The organism is Methylobacterium sp. CM6246 (genome assembly GCF_054818005.1).
The window spans coordinates 214,255-236,866 of the sequence record NZ_JBTXKY010000003.1 but is presented as its reverse complement, the minus strand read 5'-3'; the positions used below and the strand labels follow the sequence as shown (position 1 = coordinate 236,866).

The following is a 22,612-nucleotide window of genomic DNA, read 5'->3' as shown; positions in this document are numbered from 1 at the left end:
GCAGCAGAGCAACATGCACACTTTGAGGGATGGTCGAAAGTATCTTGAACGGCCGGCACGAGAGAAACACCGATCGTCCAGTTTCGGGCGTCAAGCCAACCACTGCTTCTCGCCTTTATCGGACTTCTGTCCTATTAGTTCGGATCTCGGGTATCTGATCGTCTTCCCGACAAACGCTGGCCATAAATGTTGCGCCCGCCGAGGCTGCCGGATTCTGTCGCAAAACCGCGTCGGAAATTCAAACGTCGAATAAACGTGTCCGTCGGCAGCCGGCAGCGAGAACGCTGCGATGTTCGGTTTAGCACCTCACGCAACCGAAAGCCGCCAGACCGCTTTCGGCCAGACTACGCCATGTCGGATCGCCGATGGGCGCAAAAGCGGTCGTTCGGCTTTGCGCCCAATGCTGCCGTAACAGGCAGGTCATCCCGTCCCGAATAGCGACAGGCTGGAACTCACCCTCAGCAGTCCTTCACACTGCGATGCGGAGAGGTTCTGGCAACGGAGATGAGCCCTCAAGCTGAGCGTGCCGGGACCTTCCGACCGACGAAAGCGTCGGGGTCCCAGGTCTTCAACAACCACGGCACGCGCGAGCTAGGCATCGGCTTGGCATAGAGGTAGCCCTGAGCGTCGTCGCAGCCCATCGCCGCAAGGTGCTGCGCCTGCTCCACCGTCTCGACGCCTTCCGCCGTGACTTTCATCCCGAGGTTCCGGCCGAGGCCGATCACGGCCGCGACGATCGCCGCGTTGTCCGGGTCCCGTTCCAGATCGCGCACGAAGCTCTGGTCAACCTTGATGTGGTCAACTGGGAACTGCTTCAGGTGTGTGAGCGAGGCGAAGCCGGTCCCGAAATCATCGAGCGCGATGCTAATGCCACTGGCGTGCAGGCGTGCCAGCGTCGCGGGCACGGTCTCCGCCCCCGCACCGAGGAACACCGTCTCGGTGACCTCGACCTCGAACTGCGTCGCGGGGACCCCGAAGCGGCTCAGGACATTGAGGATCATTCCGGCCAGATCGGGTTTGCGGAACTCGGCCGCGGCGAAGTTCACCGCCACGCGCCCGAAGTCGATGCCGCGCGCGTTCCAGGCGCGCATGTCGGCCGCCGCCGTTTCGAGAATCCTGTCGCCGATCGCGGTGGACAGCTCCGGTTCCTCGAACGCCGAACCGAAATAGCCCGGCGTCAGCAGCCCCCTCTCGGGGTGCCGCCAGCGGGCCAGCGCCTCGAAGCCGACGATCCGGCCCGACGGGAGGCAGACCTTCGGCTGGTAATACGGCACGATCTGCCCGGCCGCGAGGGCGGCGCGCATCTCCGCGGCGATCCTCAGCCGGCGCAGGGCGTCGACCCGCATCGCGGCCGAGAACACGACGACGCGGCCCCGGCCCCGCGCCTTGGCCTGGGACAGCGCGATATCGGCGTCCTTGAGAAGCTCGCGCAGGTCGCTGTGGTGATCCGGGCAGGCCGCCACGCCGATGCTGGCCTTGCAGGTCAGCGTCTGGTCCCGGATCTGCAACGGCTGGCGCAGGCGCTCGATCAGCGCTTCCGCATGCTGGACGGCGTCGGGCAGGCGCAGCGGGTCGACGAGAATGAGGGCGAACTCGTCGCCCGTGAGCCTTGCGAGCGTATCGCAGGGCCGCAGACCCTCCCGCAGGCGATCGGCGACCTCGCAGATCACGGCATCGCCGACATCGTGGCCGAGGGTGTCGTTCATGTCCCTGAGATGATCGAGGTCGATCAGAAGCAGGCTCACGCAGGTGCCGTCCCGCTCCGCCGCCGCGAGCGCCGCCTCCGCGCGCCCACGGAACAATTGCCGGTTCGGCAGACCCGTGAGCGCGTCGAGGTTGGCCGTCTGCCACAGCTTCTCCTGCGCCAGCTTGCGGTCCGTGATGTCGAAGGTGATCCCCACGATCCGATCCGCATCGACCCGCTCGACCGACGAACACAGCCATTGCATGCGTCCGGCGGGTGAGACGTACCGGAACTCGCGCTCCTCGCGCGCGCCGCAGGTTCGAATGAAGTCTGCCATCTGCGCGCGATCGTCCGGGTGTACGAGATCGAGGAACTCAGATCGCAATTCCGTCGCCAGACCGAGGATGTGGGGGGCATTCTCGGTTTGGGTGACCCGACCCGTCTTGAGGTTGCGCTCCCACGCCACCATCCGGCCGGCGCGCAGGGCGAGACGCAGGCGCTCCTCGCTGGTGCGCAGCGCGGCGATCGCCCGCCGCTGCTCGGTCACATCGCGCACCGCACCGACCATGCGGACGGGCCGCCCCCGCGCGTCGCGAACGACGAAGGCCTGGTCGATCACCTCCTTGTAGCCCCCGGCAGCGCTGCGGTAGCGGTACTCGGCCTGCCACCGATCGTCCGTGCCGTCGACGGAAGCGGCGAAGCTGGCCATCACGCGCGCGCGGTCCTTGGGATGGATCCGGGCCGCCCAGCGCGACCACGACGGCTTGCTCTCATCATCCGTGTAGGTACGCACCTCGCCGGTCGCCTTGATCCAGGCGACGTCATCCGACGCCACGTCCCAGTCCCAGATGCCATCCTGCGTGGCGCGCACCGCCAGGCGATACCGCTCCTCCTGAACCCGGATGGTCTCGGCGGCCTCGTGACGCTCGTGGATGTCGGTGATCGTGCCGACCCACTCCCGGACCCGGCCCGTCTCATCCTTCAGCGGCACGGTCCGGCCCAGAACCCACCGGTACCGGTCCTGTGCATGGAGGACCCGGTAGGTGGCACTGCCCGCCTGCCCGGTCGCCATGGTCGCCTGCCAGATTGCGGTGATCGTTTCCCGGTCTTCCGGGTGCACAACCTTCAGCCAGCCATCGCCGAGATAGGCGTCCGTGGCCTGACCCGTGTATGACGCCCAGCCGCGGATCTCGATGATGCTGCCGGCGGCGTCCGCGCGCCAGACCATGGTGCCGGTGGCTTCGATCAGGGCCTGATAGCGCCGCACCGTCGTTTGCAGGTCGGCATCCAGCGCGACCTGTTCGGTGATGTCGCGGGACACGGCCAGAATGCGCTCGGGGCCGTGTCGGCCGCCCGCGAGCGGGCTGAGGTTGACCGCCCACCATTTCGGCTGCCCAGACGGCGTCGGGCAGAAGCCGCGGAAGCTGGCGCTGCGCCCGGCCCTTGCGTTCGCGAGCGCGGCCTGAGCCGCTTCGTGATCCGCCCCGTGCCAGAACCCGAGCCAGGATCGTCCGAGGAGCGGCTGGCTGTCGTCGATCTCCATCAACGCCTGACCGCCGGCGCTCATGAACAGGAGGTCGCCCCCCGGATCGACGAGGGTCACACAGTCCGTGCTGCTCTGGAGAAGGCCGCCGAAGAGTGCGTCGAACAGCCCGTGCTCGGTCGGATCCGGGGGTGCGAGGTCCGTCGTCGGATCGAGGGCTTTCTCTTCCGCGATTCCGGGAGGCCCAACCTCCTCGGTTCCGTAGAGGTGATAGCCGCCCCGCCCGGCGGCCTTGGCGCGATAGAGCGCTTGATCCGCGAGCCAGAACAGGCGGTCAGGGTCGAGCCCATCGTCCGGCGCGCGCGCGATTCCGATGCTGAGGCCGATGCGCGCCGGATAGCCGCCGAGATCGACCGGCGCTGCGACCGCCGCGAGGAGCCGCTCGGCCAGTGCGCCTGCGTCCTCGACGCAGCCCGTCCCGGTCTGGATGATGACGAACTCGTCGCCCCCGAGGCGGGCCACCATATCCTCGGCTCGCACGACGTTTTTCAGCCGCTGCGCCACCGCGCACAGCACACTGTCGCCGGCCTGGTGGCCGAAGGTGTCGTTGATCGGCTTGAACTGATCCAGGTCGAGGCAGAACAACGCGAAGCCGCCGTTCCACTGGGTCCGCGCGATCTCCCGCGCAAGCCGCTCGCGGAAGAAGAGCCGGTTCGGGAGGCCCGTGAGCGGATCGTGACGCGCCATATGCGTCACCTGCCGCTCGGCCTCCTTGCGCTGAGAGATGTCCCGGATCACGGCGACGTAGCCGTCAGACGCCCCCGTCGCCGGGTCGGTGGTCAGATTGAACGAGACCTCGACCCAGACCCACGCGCCGTTCTTGCGGCGGTACCGTTGCTGGCTGATGGCTTGCTTGAGCGTGCCGCGTCCCACCTGTTTGAGCAGGCGCGCGAAGGCTCTGGCGTCCTGCGGATGGACGGAGTCGATCGGCTTCGTGCCGACAAGTTCCTCCGGCTCGAAGCCGAGCAGCCGTTTTGCTGCGGGCGACACGTAGCGACGGGTCCCATCGAGGTCACAGCGGACGATCACATCGGTCGTGTTGTCGGCCAGCAGCCGGTACAGGGCTGCGCTCTCACGAGCCTCGCGCTCGGCCCTGCTCATGCGCAGCAAGGTGACGGCGATCTGCGCCAAGCTCCGAAGCTGGCACTGCTGCTCGGCCGAGAAGGTGCGTGGCACCCGGTCGATGATGCATAAGGCGCCGAGGTGGATGCCCGGGGCGAGCACGAGCGGCGCGCCGGCATAGAAGCGGATGTGCGGTTCGCCCGTGACCAGCGGATTTGCGGCAAACCGCTCGTCACGCGTGGCGTCCTCGACCACCATCACCGCGTCGGACAGGATGGTATAGGTACAGAAGGAGACCTCGCGCGGGGTGCTGCGCGTGTCCAGGCCGCATCGACCCTTGAACCGCTGCTCCCTGTCGCCGATGACGCTGACGAGAGCGATCGGAACTCCGAACATCGCCTGCGCCGTCTGGCAGAGCGCGTCGAACTGCGGCTCGGCGGATGAGCCGAAGACGTTGAGATCATGCAAGGCCTCAAGACGCCTGACCTCATTCGGATGAACCGGGTACATGTCTGATCCACTTGGGTCCGCTTGCACCCCCCGGGGTGCCCCATCTCGCTCAACTCGACGATCAGACTATCGAGCATATTTGGATCGATCGGGCTATTGGATGCCTTTACCAATTGCATCGAATGCAATCTATATTCACAAGACAAGAATTAATACGAGAAAGACGCAAAAATGTTTAATATATGATCGTAATGCTATCAACTCGCGCAATGTTCAGACTATAAGAAACCGCGATCATTGATCTGGCTGCTCGGAGGAGATGGTCTCCGTCAAGCTCGAGAGCGCCCTAGCGTTCGCGGTGCGGGTGACATGAGCGTGACCGTATTGCGCTTGGTGAACATCGCGCCCCTCTCGCCCGCTGGGATCCAGACGATCCGGGACGGGGCCCACAGCCGCCAACCGCGTCCGGAGACGCGGGTTCGCCGGCAAGCGCCGGCAGCACCCCATGGTTTCCATCATCACCGACCGCCGCGCATATCCGTCTTGCGTGTCTCGACCGGCGCTCTCGGTGTTCCGAGGCCGATGGCTTTGGCAATCTGGGAGCGTTGCTCGGCGTAGCCCGGGGCGACCATCGGGTAGTCGGCAGGCAATCCGTAGCGCGCGCGGTAGCTGCGCGGGTCTAGCCCGTGGCCCGTCAGATGCCGCTTCAGCGTCCTGTAAGCTTTGCCATCGATGAAACTGATCAGCGTATCCGACGTGATCGACTTACGGATCTCCGCAGGTGTCGCCTTCCGATCGCTTTCGAGAGGCGTGTTGGCTGCAACTCCGTTCAGAAGTCCGCTGACCGCCGCATGAATGCGACCTATGAGCTGCGGAAGCTCGGATATGGGAACCGCATTGTTCGAGACATAGGCCACGACGATATTGCCAGCCAACCCAACCGAATTAACGGGACGCCACCCGTCGCCTTCTAACATAAGCTCTCTCTCCGCGATGAGCCGGACATCGATAGTCCGACTGAGACCGTTGCAGGATTTGTAGTAAGTCTTAATATTAAAGAGACTGGCATTAGGCGCAGCTCCAGCCCAAGCCGCCGAAGACGTAGCTTTACTGTCATTTCTGCAAGCGACCGTAGATTTTTCCGATTGCCTCGTCCAGACGCTGCATTAGCGAATCGACCTGAACGATATTTAGATCTCCGTCATTATTTCAACGACGCGCTGTAACTTATTAGTCATTACCGCAAAGACAAATTAAAAAATTTAAGCGTTAAATATGCTCTCTGCAATCATTTCAAAATCGTGATATTTTGAAAAATCACTTCGCGCATTCGATTTTGTCGAACTCCGGCTCAAACATGGTTCGGATCGTGGTGTTTCAGACGCGAACCCGCCTCTGTCCCTCATCTCCACTGCGATTGCGATTACATTCGATTGCGACACCTTCAGCACAAAGACTTTGTCGATCTTTCACGGCGACTCGGCGCGGGAGCGGCTGAATTCGGTGGGTTCTGCCAGTCCATGTCCCGGGATTACCCGATCTTCGTATGCGTTGAACGAGCCGCGTCGCATGCGATTTCTCAAAGCGTGATCTGGCGGAGCCGGGTGCCTTCGGCCTACTGGGGTTCAGTAAACCACGACGGTGCGGCTTCGAATCGGCTATGGCAGCGCTTATCGTCGGCTATTCGAACGGGCGAGGGCTAGGTGAAAACCGTTTTCACGACAGAACACGTCCACCCGCGCGATCGGTTCGATTTCTGGCACGACGTTGCCCGGAAGGATGTCGTCGATCACGCCTCCACGCCGCGATGCCGGAACACGTTTCGCGCTCAGCTTCGCTCAGGTTCGGTCGGCTCCATTGGGCTTGTTTCGTTCCAGAATTCGGAGATGTCGGTCACTCACACACGCCATCACATCGCGCGCGCGAACACCGACGAGCTGTTCGTCTGCCGGCAACTCGGCGGTCGGATCGCTCTGGAGCAAGATGGACGCCAAGTCGTGCTCGAGCCGGGGGACATCACGCTGATTGACCCAAGCTTGCAATACCAGGGACGGTTTTCCGAAGCGTCAGAAGTGCTTGTGTTGAAGGTTCCACGGCAGCTCATGGAGGCCCGGCTCGGGGAGACTCGGGAGATGACGGCGCGCGCGATCAAGCCCGGCACGGCCGAGACCGGTCTGCTCTCGGCAAGCCTTGCGATGCTGCCGTTCCACACGCCGGAGGCGGGCTCGACCGCGGAAGCGCTCCTGGAGCCGCACCTGCTTGATTTGATCACCCTGTCGGTCGGTCAGACGATGGGGCAGGACAGGGGGCGGACATCGTCGTCCCGCTCACTCGTCCGCGTGCGGCTGCGGGCCGTGATCGAAGCGCGCTTGGCTGACCGAACGCTCGATGCCGGCACGGTCGCAAGCGCAGCCGGGGTCAGCGTGCGATACGCCAATGCGGTGCTGGCCGACGAGAGCACGTCGATCGTGCAGCTCATCCAGGCACGGCGCCTCGCGCGTTGCCGGCAGGCGCTGGAAGACCCCATGCAGAAAGGCCGAACCGTCAGCGAGATCGCCTATGGCTGGGGGTTTTGGGACATGACCCATTTCGGCCGCCGGTTCAAAGCCGCCTATGACGTCTTGCCCAGCGAGCATCGTCGGCGCGCAGCACGGAGCGACTGAAGGTCGGTCCCGCGCTTCGAAACGCATCCCCCGGACGAGCCCCTGTCAGGCCGCAGCAGACGTCTCGGCCTGGCGCCGGCGGAGGTGGTGTCCTGACAGTTCGGTGGGCTCGGCCTTGCGGCCCTGCTTCGACGGCGACGCCCGCGAGAGCGGGAGGGGCGCCAGGAGTGATAGGGCGCAGGGCGACCCTCCTTCAGGCCATCGGTTCAGGCTGTTCGTCTGCGCGCCACGAAAAGCGCTCGGATCCGGCTGATATGCGTCAGGGCCCCAGGGCTCGGAACGTGATTGCTGAACAAAGCAAGACGGCGGCCGACCTCCGGAGTTTCCTCATGCTTCAGCCTTCCGGCGCAGCCGACCCGAGCGTCACGCCCGGATTCCGGCGCATGTTCGCACCGGGCCGCCTGACGGTTGGCGTCTTCTTCCCCATCGAGGCCTTCCAGCGCGACCAGCCGACCATGCGCGATCAGGAGCGCCTGGCGATTCGGGCGGAGGAGCTCGGCTACGCAGCGCTCTGGACCCGCGACGTGCCCCTGCGGGATCCGACTTTCGGAGACATCGGGCAGGTCTACGACCCGTGGGTCTGGCTCGGGTGGATCGCCGCGCAGACGCGCGCGATCGCCCTGGCGACGGGGTCGATCGTCCTTCCTCTGCGCCACCCGCTCCATACCGCCAAGGCCGCCGCCTCCGTGGACCGGTTGTCGGGGGGTCGTTTCGTCATGGGGGCGGCCTCGGGTGATCGGCCGATCGAATTCCCGGCCTTCGGCGTTCCCGTGCAAGAGCGCGACGTCTTGTTCCGCGAGAGCTTCGTCGTCATCCGCCAGGTTCTCGAGGAGGCGTTCCCCACCCTGCGCTCACGCTTCGGAGAGATGCTCGGCACCGTAGACCTCGTGCCGAAGCCAATCGGGCGGCTGCCGATCCTTGTCACCGGATCGAGCCGGCAGAGTTCGGAGTGGATCGCCGAATATGCGGACGGCTGGATCACCTACCCACGCTCCCTCGAGCGCCAGGCCGAACTCGCGGCCCGGTGGCGGGCCACCACCGCGGCGGTGGCGCCGGGCCGGTTCAAGCCCTTCACCCAATCCCTCTACGTCGATCTGCACAGCGATCCGGACCACCCACCACAAGCCATTCACCTCGGGTTCCGCAGCGGTCGCAAGGCTCTGCTCGGCGTCTTGGTCGCGCTCCGCGCGATCGGCGTCCACCACGTGATCCTGAACCTCAAGTACGGCGCCCGCAGCGCCGACGACGTGCTCGAAGAGATCGGCCTCGAAGTGTTGCCGCAGTTGACAGCTTAGAGCCGTGCCCGATCGCGGTGCAACGCGATTCACAGTAGGGACGCCAGCTTCACCGAACGCGGCGCGAGCCCCCTCTCCCGCACGGGAAAGGGCTTTCGTCGCACCTGCTAGGCCAGTCCGACGCACGATCGTCGTGCCCTGTACGCGATTCAATCGGGAGCGAATCTGAGTTCTTCAAGACGCCCGTTTTCGCAGAAGCAGTATCCGCTTCGGCGCCGCGTGCTAGCTCGCATCGCGCATCAGGTTGCCGTTCATGCGCTTGAGGGCGACCGGATCGAGGAGGGTGACGTAGCGTCCGCGCGTAACGATCAGCCCGTCGAGGCGCAGCGTGGTGAACGCCCGGCTGACGGTCTCGCTCGAAAGGCCGAGATAATCTCCGATGTCGGTGCGCGACATCGGCAACGCGATTGATCGACCGGCCGAAACCCGGTCCATCAGGTCGATCAGGAAGTACGCGAGCTTCTGCGTGGCGCTGGTGCGGCCGAGCGCCGAGAGATCCTGGGCACGCTCGGTCATCTGCAGCAGCCAGAGCAGGAGCTCGTTCGCAATCTGCGAATCCGACGCCGCGAGCGCGTTCAGCCGGGAGCGGGAACAGCGTATGGCCCGCGTGTCGCTGACCGCCTCGGCCGAGGAGGCATGCCGCGGAGCCCGTTCCAGCCCGAAGAACTCGCCGGACAGGTGGAACCCGCGCACGACCCGATTGCCATCGCGACCGATGTTGATCGTGCGGACCATCCCGGCGGCGACCCAGTAGACGGACTCGCCGACATCGCCTTCGGCATAGAGGGTCGTGCCGGGCGAGAAATGCTCGACCCGTCCAAGGGCGCCGATGCGCGCCAGCGTGAGATCGCCGGCGGCCAGGGCCGTAGCAAGCGGCCGATGAACGTGCGGGCCGGGCGCGGGCACGACGTGACCATACTGCAGCATGATGCTCCTCACGCGCGAGATCTCTAAGATCGGACATCGCCATAGGTTGGACCATGCGGAGGGCATCTAGGGACTATCCCGGATCCATGGCGCCATCCTGCCCTCGGCGGCGTCCTCGGGAGCGGCGGGGCCCGCCCGCCAGGGGACCGGCGCGGATGCATTGAAGGCGCCGCCCGAGATCCGTCGCCGGAACTGATGTTCGTCAGTGCCGAGACGCCCGGCCGCGTGGTCATATGCGCCGTGGCCGCTCCGCAGGCCGTCCGGGAGATTCAGAATGGGACAGGTCTTAGCGCCGGGGGTTACGGCGCCCGATTTCACGCTCCATGTCACGCCCGATCAGACGCTCTCGCTGGCCGATCTGCGCGGACGGCCCGTTGTTCTGGCGTTCTATCCCGCGGATTGGAGTCCCGTCTGCGGAGATCAGATGGCGGTCTACAATCAGGCCCGACCTCGTCCGCCGGCAGATCGTCGAGGCCTGCGCGGCGCAACGCCGATCCTGACGCCGAACTGACCAGCATCAGGGCCGCTTTGCGGTCGACCGGCTTAATCCAACGCCGACCCGCCGCCGCGTCCGCGGTCTCTGGGGCTCTTCGGAAGGAACCGGCAGATGGCCAAGTTCGCGCTTCTCGTCATCCTGAACGCCAAGCCCGGACAGGAAGCAGCGGTCGAGGCGTCTCCGAGGGACAGCCGGCCCATCGTGCAGGACGAGCCGGGAACCATCGCATGGTTCGGCCTCCGCCTCGGCCCGTCGACCTTCGGGATCTTCGACGCGTTTCCCGACGAAGCGGGACGGGAAGCCCACCTTTCCGGCCGCGTGGCGGCGGACCTGAAGGAGCGCGCGCCCGATCTGTTCGCCACAGCCCCGCAGATCGAAAAGCTCGACGTGCTCGCGTCTAAGCTGCCCTGAGGCATGGACCGGATCTTCGATCAGGGCTCGTTCAGCACGCTGGTCGGCGACCAGCGGCTTGGGGCGCCGGCGGACGCCGCGCCCCCCGCTGTGCGTCCGCGCGCGCGGCGCAACCACCGAAGGAGATAGCATCAAGGCACGCGTGGTCAGGTTTCATCGGACCGGTGGACCGGAGGTGATGCAGTTCGATGATCTCCCGGTCGGCGATCCGCAGCGCGGCGAGATGCGCGTCCGCATCGAGGCGATCGGTCTCAACCGCGCCGAAGCGATGTTCCGGTCGGGCGCCTATCTCGAAACGCCGCGCCTGCCCGCGCGTCTCGGCTACGAAGCCTCCGCGACGATCGAGGCCCTGGGCGAGGGCGTCGACGGCTTCGCGCCGGGCGAGGCCGTCAGCGTCATCCCGGCCTTTTCCATGAACGATTACGGCGTCTACGCCAACACGGCCATCGTGCCGGCTTACGGCGTCGTCCAGCGCCCGACCGGCGTCTCGGCAATCGAGTCGGCGGCGGTCTGGATGGCCTAACTCACGGCGTGGGGTGCGCTCATCGACATCGGGCGTCTCGGGCGGGGCGACGCGGTCATCATCCCGGCGGCATCCTCGAGTATCGGACTCGTGGCGATCCAGATCGCCAACAGCGTCGGCGCGATCCCGATCGCGACGACCCGGACGCGCGCCAAGGCGGCGCTGGAAGAGGCTGGCGCCACGCAGGTTGTCGTCACGTCCGAGCAGAACCTCGTCACCGAGGTCGGCCACGCGACCGGCGGCAAGGGTGCGCGCCTTCTGTTCGATCCGGTCGGTGGCCCCCAGGTCGAGACGCTCGCCCAGGCGATGGGCCACCGCGGCGTCATCCTCATCTACGGCGCCCTCGCGACCGCGCCCACGCCGTTTCCGGTCATCGCGGCCATGCAGAAGGCCCTCATGCTGCGCGGCTACACCCTGTTCGAGTTCATCCGGGATCCGGACCGGCTGGCCCGCGCCTCGGCCTTCATCGAGGATGGGCTCGCCAGCGGGGGGCTCAAACCGATCATCGCGAGGACGTTCCCGCTCGACGCGATCGGTCAGGCGCATGTCTACATGGAATCGAACGCGCAGTTCGGGAAGATCGTCGTCACCGTCCAGCACTGACACCCTGGTCCTCCACGGGCGGGGCGGACGACGGTTGACGCCTGGGGCATCCTGTCAGCCGTCGGACGGCATTCCTTTGCCAGGTTATAGTATGTCCTCACGGGGTAGTTTAGAAAACACTTACTTCTGCGGAGCGTCAGCGTATCCAATGCGCGCCGACGTTCGGTTAACGCCATTGGCCGCGCGATGTGCCGTGAATGATCATGGGCGATCTATCGGATACCCTATCGCAAGCCCCGGACGGCGCGCACGCATTCGGCAGTCTGGTTGAGCACACGGCCTGGATTTCGGCCCAGAAGGAAGCCTTCCGGACCGCCATCAACGGCGCGCCGCTCGTAGAATCGCTGGGCATCCTTGTGGACACGGCCTGCTCCCAGTCCGGCGGCGCCCTTCGCGCCGCCTTCTACCTGACCGATCCTAGCGGCACCGGGCTGCAGCACGTCATCGGCATGCCCGAGCCCTATGCCCTGGCCGTCGTGGCCGGCGTCAAGGTCGGGCCGGACTCGCTCGCGTGCGGTCTGGCGGCCTTCACCGGCCAGCCGGTCATCACCGTCGACGTGCGGAAGGACCCGCGCTGGCAGCACTGGCTCTGGTTGGCCGAGGAGCACGGCTTCCGGGCCGTCTGGTCGTTCCCGACGGAGACCGCGGCGGGGCGGATCGTCGGCACCTTCGCCGTGTACTTCCGTGAGCCGCGTGAGGCCACGCCCCGTGATCACGCATTCGCCGCCGCCCTGACCCAGACCGCGGCGATCATCATCGAGCAGTACCGGCACGCCGCGGACCTGATCGAACGGCGCACCGCGGAGGTGGCGCTGCGCGCGAGCGAGGAGCGCTTCCGGGCTGTCGCCGAGCAAGCCGAAGCCGGCATCGTCATCGTCGACGCCGCCCATCGGATGAGCTTCGTCAATGACCGCTACTGCGAGATCCTGGGGCGTCCGCGCGATGATCTGCTCGGCCGCACCGTGCAGGAGCTGACCCACCCGGACGACTGGGCGTTCAACGAACCCCTCTACCGGCGCGCCATGACGGACGGCACATCCTTCACCATCGAGAAGCGCTACCTGCGTCCGGATGGTACGGCCGTGTGGGCGCGCAACGTCGTCAGCGCCCTGCGCGATGGGACGGGTACCATCGTGGGTGGCCTTGCGGTCTCCCTCGACGTCACCGAACGCCATCAGGCCGAGGCAGCCTTGCGCGAGAGCGAGGAGCGCTTCCGGCGCTTTGCCGAGCATTCGGCCAACGTGCTCTGGCTCGCCGATCTGAAGAGCGGAGGACTTGACTACCTCAGCCCGGCTTTCGCGCAGGTCTGGGGTATGCCTCCCGAAGACATGCCGGATATCGCGAGCTGGCTTGCCAGCGTCCATCCCGAAGATCGCGACGCCGCCAAGCAGGCGGTGGAGCGCGTTAGCAACGGCGAGACGCTCGTGCTGGAGTACCGCATCCAGCGCGCCTCCGACCACGCCGTGCGCCGGATCCGCGACACCTTCTTCCCGATCCCGGGCATTGACGGGCACATCCGGTCCGCGGGCGGGATCGCACAGGACGTCACCATCGACACTGGCCTGCGCGCCTACGTGGTTGCGGTCGGTGATGATGCCCGGCGCGGCCTCGTCGGTGCCCTGCAGGACGGCGGGTACGAGGTGGGAGCCTTTGGGAGCGGTCAGGCCCTACTCAAGATGGTGGGTTCGCTGCTGCCGGGCTGCGTCGTACTCGATTTGAGGGAAGACGGTGGCTTGGTGGTCGCAAGCGAGCTGAAGGCGGCACGCTCGCACCTGCCCGTGGTCGTGGTCGGAGCGAGCGGGGGCGATGTCGGCTTCGGGGTCCGCGCCATGAAGGCGGGCGCGGTCGATTACCTCGAAGCCCCCTGGACGCCGGAGGCTTTGCTGTTCGCGGTTCGAACGGCGCTCGCCGAGTTCCACGCCGCCGCCGATCGCACGCGCGGGGGCGACGAGGCCCGGAGCCGGATCGCGGGGCTTTCCGCACGGGAGCGCGAGGTGCTGGAGGGTTTGCTCGCGGGTGGCACCAACAAGACCATCGCCCGGACGCTGGGCCTGAGCCCGCGCACGGTGGAGATCCACCGGGCCCGGGTTATGGAAACGCTTGGTACCCGCACGCTGCCCGAGGCCGTTCTCATCGCGACGGCCGCCGGCGTGCGTCCCGCCAATCACGACGGCCATTAGGTCGAAGCCCGGCGTTTGAGCCGTTTTCGGCTGTACAGTTGGCCACGGCGGCTGCCGAAACCCAGACCTTCTCGATCCGAACCGCTTCGGCCGGTTGTGCTGGCATGCGTCCCTGAGACAGGCTCACATCGCGCTACGGAGAACACCCTAGGCACCGACCGGATAGTTTGAAGACCGGCAGCATGTACTCCTCTGACCTGGGAAACAGCTTCAGGTCAGGAGAGCGCGATGCGAGCAGTCGTCTACAATGGCCCACGCGATGTCGCCGTTCAGGACGTGCCCGACGCGCGGATTGAGCGGCCGACCGACGTGCTGGTGCGGATCACGAGCACCAACATCTGTGGCTCCGACCTGCACATGTACGAGGGCCGGACCGACTTCCCGCGCGGGGGCGTATTTGGGCACGAGAACCTCGGCCAAGTGGCCGAAGTCGGCAAAGCCGTCGATCGGGTGAAGGTCGGGGACTGGGTCGCGATCCCCTTCAATATCGGCTGCGGCTTCTGCAAGAACTGCGAGCGCGGCCTGAGCGCGTTCTGCCTGACGACGGCCGATCGCAGCGTCATGCCGAACATGGCCGGCGCCGCGTACGGCTTCGCCGATATGGGGCCGTACCGGGGCGGGCAGGCCGATCTGCTGCGCGTTCCCTACGGCGATTACAATTGCCTGAAGCTGCCGCCGGACGCCGAGGAACGGCAGAACGAATACGTGATGCTGGCCGACATCTTCCCGACCGGCTGGCACGCCACCGAGCTCGCAGGCCTGCGTCCGGGCGAGTCGATCGTCATCTACGGGGCCGGACCTGTCGGCCTGATGGCGGCTCACGCGGCGATGATCAAGGGTGCCTGCATGGTGATGGTCGTCGACCGCCACCCCGACCGGCTGCGCCTCGCGGGTTCGATCGGCGCGCTGCCCATCGACGACTCGAAGGGTTCCCCGGTGGACCAGGTGCTCGAACTGACGAACGGCATCGGCGCCGATCGCGGCTGCGAGTGCGTCGGCTACCAGGCGCATGATCCGCAGGGTCACGAGCACCCCAACATGACCATGAACGACTTGGTGAAGTCGGTGAAATTCACCGGCGGCATCGGCGTGGTCGGCGTCTTCACGCCCCAGGATCCGACCCCGCAGGACAAGCTCTACAAGCAGGGCGAGATCGTGTTCGACCACGGCCTCTTCTGGTTCAAGGGGCAGACGATCGGCGTCGGTCAGTGCAACGTCAAAGCCTACAACCGGCAGCTGCGCGACCTCATCTCGACCGGCCGCGCGAAGCCGTCCTTCATCGTCTCGCACGAGCTTCCGCTGGGAGAGGCGCCGAAGGCCTACCGGCACTTCGATGCCCGCGACGAGGGCTGGACCAAGGTGATCCTCAAGCCCGCCGCCTGACGGCCAAGCCGATCTGCCGAGCCGGGTGGGCATCCGTTCGCCCGGCCCATCCGCCATCGCGCCGAACGGGCGCGCGTGAGGACGCCATGCCGATCTACGACTACGCGTGCGACGCGTGCGGGCCGTTCACGGCCCTACGGCCGATGGCACTGTTCCGGGAGCCCTGTGCCTGCCCGGAATGCGGCGGCGGAGCTGCACGGATAGTCTTGAGTGCACCGGCCATCATCGGCGGCAGCGCAAGTGGCCGCGTCGCCTTCGCTGCAACCGAGCCTAGTGCATCCCCCGCGCACCCGGCTTCGGCTGCCCATCCCGCCGGCTGCGGCTGCTGCGCGCGCCGCGTGCCGCTTTCGAGCGCCCTGTCCGCGGGCGGGCGGGTCTTCACGGCGCACGGGCCGGGCCGGCGCAGCAATCCATGACGGCGCCCTCATGGGCCTGCACGCATCCTCAGTCTGACCAAGGAGCAACCATGGCGTCCGACACCCTTAACGGCCTGAAGGTCGCAATCCTGATCACGGACGGTTTCGAACAGGTCGAGATGACCGAGCCGCGCAAGGCGCTCGATCAGGCCGGCGCCGAGACCCGGATCGTGTCGCCGAAGGACGGCGCGGTGAAGGCCTGGAACTTCACCGAATGGGGCGACCAGTTCCCGGTGGACGTGCCCCTGAACGGCGCGCGTCCCGATGACTACGATGCGCTGCTGCTCCCGGGCGGCGTGATCAACCCCGACACGCTGCGCACGATTCCCGAGGCCGTCGCATTCGCGAAAAGCTTCCTCGACGGGGGCAAGCCGGTCGCCTCGATCTGTCACGGCCCCTGGACCGTCATCGAGGCTGGCGCTGCGCGCGGGCGACGCCTGACCTCCTGGCCGTCGCTCCGGACCGATCTCCGAAACGCGGGGGCCGATTGGGTGGATGAGCAGGTGGTCGTGGACGGGAACCTGGTCACCAGCCGCAAGCCCGACGACATCCCAGCGTTCAACCGCGCGGTGATCACGCTGTTTTCAGGTGCGCGCGGCGGCGTTCGGCCCGCGTGAGCCGCGACGAACGCGTCCGGGCCGCTCCGGCACCGCCGTCCGGCCCGCGGCTGACGCAGGTCGTCGCGTGCGCTCCGGATGGCCCGGGCAACGGGAGACGCCCGACGACGGGGCACGATCAAGCTGCTGCGGCCGCTCTCCCCTGGAGCCGACGCGGCGAATGATCATCGATCGTCGAGATCCTGTTTGAGGCGCTCGGCCGCCGGCCCGGACGAGGCCGGGTTCTGACCGGTGATCAGCAACCCGTCCCCGACCACGTAGGGCTGCCAGTCGCCGGCCTTGGAGAACAGGCCGCCCTCCGCCTTGAGCTCGTCCTCGACGAGGAAGGGGACCACCGCGGTCAGGCCAACGGCCTCCTCCTCCGTGTTCGTGAAGCCGGTGACGGCCTTTCCCGCGACGAGCGGCTGGCCGTCGGGCGCCCTGGCATGACGCAGCACGCCGGGGGCGTGGCAGACGAGGGCGACCGGCTTGCCGGCCCGGAGCGTCGTCTCGATCAGCCGGATCGAGGCGGGGTCCTCGGCGAGGTCCCACAGGGGGCCATGGCCACCGGGATAGAACACCGCGTCGAAGCCCACGTGGGTGACGCCGTCGAGCCGGCTCGTGTTCGACAGTGCGGCGTCGGCCTCAGGGTCCGCCTCGAAGCGCCGGGTCAGGTCGGTCTGGAAGTTCGGCTCGCTGCTCTTCGGGTCGAGCGGCGGAGGCCCGCCCTTCGGCGAGGCGAGGACCACCTCCGCACCGGCATCCTTGAACACCTGGTAGGGCGCGGCGAGCTCCTCCAGCCAGAAGCCGGTCTTGCGGCCGGTGTCGCCGAGCCAGTCGTGGGAAGTCAGCACCATCAGGATCTTCATGGTCATTCTCCGGGGCTGGTCTGGGTCGGTCGTTCCGGATGCTGTCACCCTCTTCCGCCGCTGATCGCGCGCGGAATCCGGTCGCCGGGGGCATCAGGGCATCAGGGCTGCCAACCCCCATTGGCGTCGGCCTCAAGCTCCTCCCGCAGGTACGGTGCCGTGCGGCTCGCCCGCGCCCGGGCCACCACCTCGGGCCGGCCGGCCGCCACGACGGTGCCGCCCAGGCTTCCGGCACCGGGCCCCACATCGATGACGTGATCGGCCCCCGCGACGACGCGCATGTCGTGTTCGACCATAACGACCGTGTTGCCCGCATCGACCAAGCCGTTGAGCTGGAGCATGAGGCGATCCACGTCGGTCGGGTGCAACCCGGTCGTCGGCTCGTCGAGGACGTAGAGCGTGCCGCCGCGCTGCCCCCGCTGCAACTCGGTCGCGAGCTTGATCCGCTGGGCCTCCCCGCCAGAGAGTTCGGTCGCCGGCTGGCCCAGGCGCAGGTAGCCGAGTCCGAGATCCCGCAGCACGCGGAGCGGCCGCAGCACGGAGGGCTCGTCCGCAAAGGCCGCGCAGGCGCGCTCGACGGTCAGCCCGAGCACGTCCGCGATGGTCAACTCGTTCCAGGTGACCGCCAGCGTCTCCGGCGCGTAGCGGGACCCGTGGCAGGTCGGGCACGGCGCGTAGACGCTCGGCATGAATAGGAGTTCGACGCTGACGAATCCCTCGCCTTCGCAGGCCGGGCAGCGGCCCTTCGCGACGTTGAAGGAGAAGCGGCCGGCGTCGTAGCGGCGCCGGCGTGCCTCAGGGGTGGCGGCGAACAGCTTGCGCACGCCGTCGAATAGGCCGGTATAGGTCGCAAGGTTCGAGCGGGGCGTGCGCCCGATCGGCTTCTGATCGACCTGGACCAGACGCCGGACCCCGTCCATGCCGCCGACGATGCGTCCCTCGGTCGGACCCGGTGCCGCGTCGAGGGGATCCTCTGGCTCGTCGTCCGTGTCGATCGGCCGGCCGAGACGGGCGCCGACGAGTTCCAACAGGGCCTGGCTGACGAGGCTCGACTTGCCGGAGCCCGAGATGCCCGTGACGGCTGTGAGACATCCCAGTGGGAACGAGACCGAGACGTCGCGCAGGTTGTTGCGGACGATCCCTTCCAGTTTCAGCCATCCCGCGGGCTTACGCTGCGGACGCCGCGGCGGCTCGGCGAGCCCGAACAGGTGAAGGCGCGTGCACGACGCCTCCACAGCGCGCAGGCCCTCCGGTGGGCCGCTGTAGAGCACTGTGCCCCCGTGCTCGCCCGCCGCTGGGCCGACATCGACCAGCCAGTCGGCGCGGCGCATCGTGCCGATGTCGTGCTCGACGACGAACAGCGAATTGCCCGAGGCGAGCAGCCCAACAAGTGCTTCGTGCATGGCATCGCCGTCGGCGGGGTGCAGCCCCGCCGTGGGCTCATCGAGCACGTAGGCCACGCCGAAGAGCTGCGAGCGGAGCTGGGTGGCGAGGCGCAGGCGCTGCAGCTCGCCCGACGACAGGGTCGTGGTGACCCGGTCCAGCGACAGGTAGCCGAGGCCCAGCTCTGTGAGCGTCCCGATCCGTTCGATGAGATCGGCGGCGAGGCGCTGGGCGGCGAGCCGCTTCTCGATCGAGAGGTTTGGGGTTGCGCGCACGTCCGGGGCACCGGCATGGGCCGACGCCCCGGAGGCGGCTCGCCGGGCCCGATCCCGCCAGCCCGCTTCGCGATCGAGCGTCCCGGACTCGGCGTTGGCCGCGGTGTCGTCATCGAGTAGCCGGTTCTCGGCAACCGGCCGCATCACCGCGGCGAGGTCGGCGAGCGGCATGCGCGACAGGTCGCCAATATCGAGGCCGGCAAAGGTGACCGAGAGCGCCTCGGCCTTCAGGCGCTTGCCGTGGCAGGTGGGGCAGTCCTCGCTGACGAGGTAGCGCGCTGCCCGTCGGCGCATGAGCGCGCTCTGCGACTTGTTGAAGGTCCCGAGCACGTGGCGGCGGGCGCTCGTGAACGTGCCCATGTAGCTCGGCTCCAGGCGGCGCTGGCGGGCGAGGCGCGTCTGCTCCGGGGAAAGCCCGGCATAGACCGGCTCCTGCGGCTGGTCGTCGGTGAACAGGATCCAGTCCCGGAGCGCCCGCGGCAGGTCCTTCCAGGGTTTGTCGACATCGACCCCCCGGCTCACCAGGATGTCCCGCAGGTTCTGCCCGCCCCAGGCCTGCGGCCAGGCCGCGACGGCGCGCTCGCGGATCGTCAGCGACGGGTCGGGCACCATGGAGGCTTCCGTGGCCCGGTAGATGCGCCCCAGCCCGCCGCAGGACGGGCAGGCGCCCTGGGGCGTGTTGGGCGAAAAATCTTCCGCGTAGAGCATCGGCTGGCCCGGCGGGTAGGTGCCGGCGCGCGAGTACATCATCCGCACGAGGCTCGACAGGGTGGCGACGCTGCCGACCGAGGAGCGGGCGCTGGGTGTGCCGCGCTGCTGCTGCAGGGCGACGGCCGGGGGGAGTCCCTCGATGGCGTCGACATCGGGCACGCCGACTTGGTCGATCATCCGCCGCGCGTAGGGGGCGACCGATTCGAAGTAGCGCCGCTGGGCTTCCGCATAGAGCGTCCCGAAGGCGAGCGAGGATTTTCCGGAGCCCGAGACTCCCGTGAACACCACGAGGGCGTCCCGCGGCAGCTCCACGTCGACGTCGCGCAGGTTGTGCTCCCGGGCGCCCTTCACGGTGACGTAACCCGGCCGTCCCGCGCCCGATCGCGCCATCCCGACGAGGTCTCTCGGCTTCGGCTGGTCCATGACTGTCTTTCCCTCGATGCGCCCTCTCCCGTAGGACACCGAACGTCGCCGCGCCGACGAGAAATTCAGGAGCGCGAGAGCAGCCCTCTGCCGAAGTGCACCGAGGGGTTGACCTGCCCTCGGATGCCAGCTGAGGCTGCGTAATCTCCGAGGCCTTGTCGAACACCTCCGGCTCAAGGCGAGTAGAGATAGTGTCGGCCGTCCGGCGTAATACCCGGATCCGTCCTACGTGACATGTCGGACGGGCAAGCGCTCAAGCCTTCGCCGCAGGCGGCGCCTGGAGTTGGCGCGATGAGCGCCACGCCGTCCTTGCGCACGCAGCGAAGCAATCCAGAACTGCGCCACACTGACAGATGGCGCACTACCCTGGGTCGCGTCGCTGCGCGCGATGATGGGTTGGATCGGACAGGTCTGCGTTAAGCACCCTGAAACGGCAGGCTCTCGGGCTGTGGCGATGGTTTTCGCCGCCGGATCGCCCCGCGAAGCGTGCGTCGTCGAGCGGATGACATCAGCGGCGCGTGCCAACAACGGGACCATCCTTAGGGACACCCCTCATCAAACTAACCCGCTTCAGCCGATGTTCTCCAACCGCGACATGGTCGGGCTGTTGGGAGCCGGTCACGCCGCATCTCGACGCGCCGCCTGACCATCGCGCCGGCGCGCGTCGCAGCAATCCGATCGAAGGGGGGGCCCATGGCAGTTCGATACGGCAACGGCAGAACGCGCGACCAAAGGGAGTTCGATCGCGCTGCGACAGGCTCGCGGGCGCATGCCGGGCTCGGCTTCGGTGGCGTCGGATGGGCGCTGGCCGGTGCGGCCGGTGTGGCGGCCCTCGCCGTCCTCGGCGCCCAGCGGCTCGATCCGGCGCATCGCGGGCGGGCGCGGGAGACCGGCGCGGCAAACGGCTGGGGCGACGAGCCGGAGGTCGCATACGCCATCCCCATCGAGCGCCCCGCCGATGACCTCTATCGGGTGTGGCGCGACCCGGCGACCCTCCCGCGCATCCTGGGCTTCCTGGCCGGAATCCGCCCGACCGGAGATGGACGGAGCGAATGGCGTGTCGACGGCCCGCTCGGCCAAAGCCAGGCCTGGGTTATGCAGATCACCGAAGACCGGCCCGGCGCGCTGATCCGCACAAGCTCGGACGGCGGCGGCCTCGTGACCGAATGCGAGATCCGCTTCCGCGCGGCATCGGGTGGCCGCGGCACGATCGCCACGTTGCGCGTCCGCTTCGATCCGCCCGGGGGCATGCTCGGCGACGTGGCCGCCCGCCTCTTCAACGGTGTGGTCCCGAAAGAACTGGCGTCGAAAGCGCTGCACTCCTTCAAGAGCCTTGTCCTGACAGGCGAGATTCCCACCACCGATCGTCAGCCGGCGGCCCGGCGCGATACCCGTTGAGGAGCCTGATCATGCGCGCGCTCTACTGGAACGGCGTCAACGACCTGCGCGTCGGAACCGTCAAGGACCCCGAGATCGTCAACCCGCGTGACGCCATCTTGAAGGTCAGGTTGTCGACCACCTGCGGCTCGGACCTGCACTTCATCGACGGCTACATCCCGACCATGAAGGCCGGCGACGTGATCGGCCACGAGTTCATGGGCGAGATCGTCGAGGTCGGACCCGCGGTTAAGCGGGTGAAGAAAGGCGACCGGGTCGTCGTCCCCTCGTTCATCGCCTGCGGTGAATGCTGGTACTGCCAAGAAAATCTCTTCTCCCTCTGCGACTGCACGCACCCGAAGCCGGAACTCCAGGAGCCGCTGCTCGGCTATCCGACGGCCGGAATCTACGGCTACACACACGCCTTCGGGGGTTATGCGGGCTCCCACGCCGAGTATATCCGCGTGCCGCATGCCGACGTGGATTGCTTCAAGGTGCCCGAGGGTGTCGCGGACGAGACTGCGTTGTTCCTGTCAGATGCCGCGCCGACGGGCTACATGGGCGCCGATTTCTGCAGCATCCGGCCGGGCGACACGGTCGCGGTCTGGGGCTGCGGCGGCGTCGGCCTGATGGCGCAGCAGAGCGCGCGGCTGATGGGGGCCGAGCGGGTGGTCGCGATCGACCGCTACCCCGAGCGGCTCCGGATGGCGCGCGAGCACGCCGGATCCGAGACGCTCGACTACACGCAGGTGCACAGCGTCCTGGAAGCCTTGAAGGAGATGACCGGCGGGCGCGGGCCGGATGCCTGCATCGACGCCGTCGGGATGGAGGCGCACGGCACCGGACCGCAATACGCCTATGACCGCGTGAAGCAGGCTTTGCGCTTGGAGACGGACCGCGGCCAGGCACTCCGCGAGGCCATCATGGCCTGCCGCAAGGGCGACACGCTGTCGGTGCTCGGCGTCTACGGGATGATCGACACGTTCCCGATGGGGGTCATCATGAACAAGGGCATGACGGTGCGCACCGCCCAGCAGCACGGGCAGGCCTACATGGACCGGCTGCTCGCCCATGCCGCGAAGGGCGAGCTCAACCCGGCCTACCTTGCCACGCACCGCTTCAGCCTTGAGGACGGACCGCGCGGCTACGACATGTTTAAGCACAAGACGGACGGCTGCGTGCGCGCGGTATTCGCGCCGTAGGCGCCGCCCGGCGCAGGCCTGCCCGTGTCGAGCCGACGGGGCAGTCCGGCCCTATACCCTACGATGTTCAAATATCGCGATCCGAGGGCACTCTCCTCCCCCGTGCGGGGAGGAGTTGGAGGTGGGAGTGGTGCAGGAGG

Annotated in this window: 15 protein-coding genes and 1 pseudogene; 11 read left to right on the top strand and 5 right to left on the bottom strand. The window is 67.3% G+C overall.

Translation table 11 applies throughout. The features are described 5' to 3' along the window. Window positions 1-512: 512 nt before the first annotated feature. On the bottom strand, window positions 513-4,757 hold the full coding sequence (locus tag ACYQPG_RS31360) for a diguanylate cyclase domain-containing protein (RefSeq protein WP_461232821.1): 4,245 nt from the start codon (window positions 4,755-4,757) through the stop codon (window positions 513-515). Window positions 4,758-5,257: 500 nt separating this feature from the next. After that, window positions 5,258-5,716, bottom strand: coding sequence for a Ros/MucR family transcriptional regulator (locus tag ACYQPG_RS31355; RefSeq protein ID WP_461232820.1), 459 nt, complete (start codon window positions 5,714-5,716; stop codon window positions 5,258-5,260). 726 nt (window positions 5,717-6,442) lie between these two features. On the opposite strand from ACYQPG_RS31355, the gene ACYQPG_RS31350 reads away from it, so the two are divergent. Together ACYQPG_RS31350 and ACYQPG_RS31345 are read left to right on the top strand one after the other, a co-directional pair. Beyond that, the gene (locus tag ACYQPG_RS31350; RefSeq protein WP_461232819.1) at window positions 6,443-7,402 is read left to right on the top strand and encodes an AraC-like ligand-binding domain-containing protein; all 960 of its coding nucleotides are present in this window, start codon (window positions 6,443-6,445) and stop codon (window positions 7,400-7,402) included. A gap of 329 nt (window positions 7,403-7,731) precedes the next feature. Then, complete coding sequence (locus ACYQPG_RS31345; RefSeq protein ID WP_461232818.1) at window positions 7,732-8,697, top strand: LLM class oxidoreductase; 966 nt, start codon at window positions 7,732-7,734, stop codon at window positions 8,695-8,697. A gap of 222 nt (window positions 8,698-8,919) precedes the next feature. Here the strand turns inward: ACYQPG_RS31345 and ACYQPG_RS31340 are convergent, their stop codons facing one another. After that, the gene (locus ACYQPG_RS31340) at window positions 8,920-9,624 is read right to left on the bottom strand and encodes a helix-turn-helix domain-containing protein (protein WP_461232817.1); all 705 of its coding nucleotides are present in this window, start codon (window positions 9,622-9,624) and stop codon (window positions 8,920-8,922) included. A 274-nt stretch (window positions 9,625-9,898) separates the two neighbouring features. Here ACYQPG_RS31340 and ACYQPG_RS31335 point away from each other — a divergent pair, with 274 nt between their 5' ends. The 7 genes and pseudogenes from ACYQPG_RS31335 (at window position 9,899) to ACYQPG_RS31305 (ending at window position 16,253) form a co-directional block, all read left to right on the top strand. Next, window positions 9,899-10,135 (top strand): redoxin domain-containing protein, encoded by a 237-nt coding sequence (locus tag ACYQPG_RS31335; protein WP_461232816.1) that lies wholly within the window; start codon window positions 9,899-9,901, stop codon window positions 10,133-10,135. A gap of 96 nt (window positions 10,136-10,231) precedes the next feature. Beyond that, window positions 10,232-10,531: a putative quinol monooxygenase gene (locus tag ACYQPG_RS31330; protein WP_461232815.1), complete on the top strand. Its 300-nt coding sequence runs from the start codon at window positions 10,232-10,234 to the stop codon at window positions 10,529-10,531. Between the two features lie 178 nt (window positions 10,532-10,709). Beyond that, window positions 10,710-11,657 (top strand): annotated as a pseudogene (locus ACYQPG_RS31325) (zinc-dependent alcohol dehydrogenase family protein). A 197-nt stretch (window positions 11,658-11,854) separates the two neighbouring features. Continuing rightward, window positions 11,855-13,837, top strand: a complete 1,983-nt coding sequence (locus ACYQPG_RS31320; RefSeq protein WP_461232814.1) for a PAS domain S-box protein — start codon at window positions 11,855-11,857, stop codon at window positions 13,835-13,837. Between the two features lie 228 nt (window positions 13,838-14,065). Beyond that, window positions 14,066-15,220 (top strand): glutathione-independent formaldehyde dehydrogenase, encoded by a 1,155-nt coding sequence (locus tag ACYQPG_RS31315; protein WP_461232813.1) that lies wholly within the window; start codon window positions 14,066-14,068, stop codon window positions 15,218-15,220. Window positions 15,221-15,306: 86 nt separating this feature from the next. Then, window positions 15,307-15,636 (top strand): FmdB family zinc ribbon protein, encoded by a 330-nt coding sequence (locus ACYQPG_RS31310; RefSeq protein ID WP_461232812.1) that lies wholly within the window; start codon window positions 15,307-15,309, stop codon window positions 15,634-15,636. 50 nt (window positions 15,637-15,686) lie between these two features. Further along, on the top strand, window positions 15,687-16,253 hold the full coding sequence (locus ACYQPG_RS31305; RefSeq protein WP_461232811.1) for a type 1 glutamine amidotransferase domain-containing protein: 567 nt from the start codon (window positions 15,687-15,689) through the stop codon (window positions 16,251-16,253). Window positions 16,254-16,417: 164 nt separating this feature from the next. Here ACYQPG_RS31305 and ACYQPG_RS31300 read toward each other — a convergent pair whose 3' ends face one another. Together ACYQPG_RS31300 and ACYQPG_RS31295 are read right to left on the bottom strand one after the other, a co-directional pair. Further along, window positions 16,418-17,101, bottom strand: coding sequence for a type 1 glutamine amidotransferase domain-containing protein (locus tag ACYQPG_RS31300; protein ID WP_461232810.1), 684 nt, complete (start codon window positions 17,099-17,101; stop codon window positions 16,418-16,420). A 101-nt stretch (window positions 17,102-17,202) separates the two neighbouring features. Continuing rightward, window positions 17,203-19,893, bottom strand: coding sequence for an excinuclease ABC subunit UvrA (locus ACYQPG_RS31295; RefSeq protein ID WP_461232809.1), 2,691 nt, complete (start codon window positions 19,891-19,893; stop codon window positions 17,203-17,205). Window positions 19,894-20,586: 693 nt separating this feature from the next. On the opposite strand from ACYQPG_RS31295, the gene ACYQPG_RS31290 reads away from it, so the two are divergent. After that, window positions 20,587-21,291, top strand: coding sequence for an SRPBCC family protein (locus tag ACYQPG_RS31290; protein ID WP_461232808.1), 705 nt, complete (start codon window positions 20,587-20,589; stop codon window positions 21,289-21,291). An 11-nt stretch (window positions 21,292-21,302) separates the two neighbouring features. Beyond that, the gene (locus ACYQPG_RS31285; RefSeq protein ID WP_461232807.1) at window positions 21,303-22,472 is read left to right on the top strand and encodes a zinc-dependent alcohol dehydrogenase; all 1,170 of its coding nucleotides are present in this window, start codon (window positions 21,303-21,305) and stop codon (window positions 22,470-22,472) included. Window positions 22,473-22,612 lie beyond the last annotated feature (140 nt).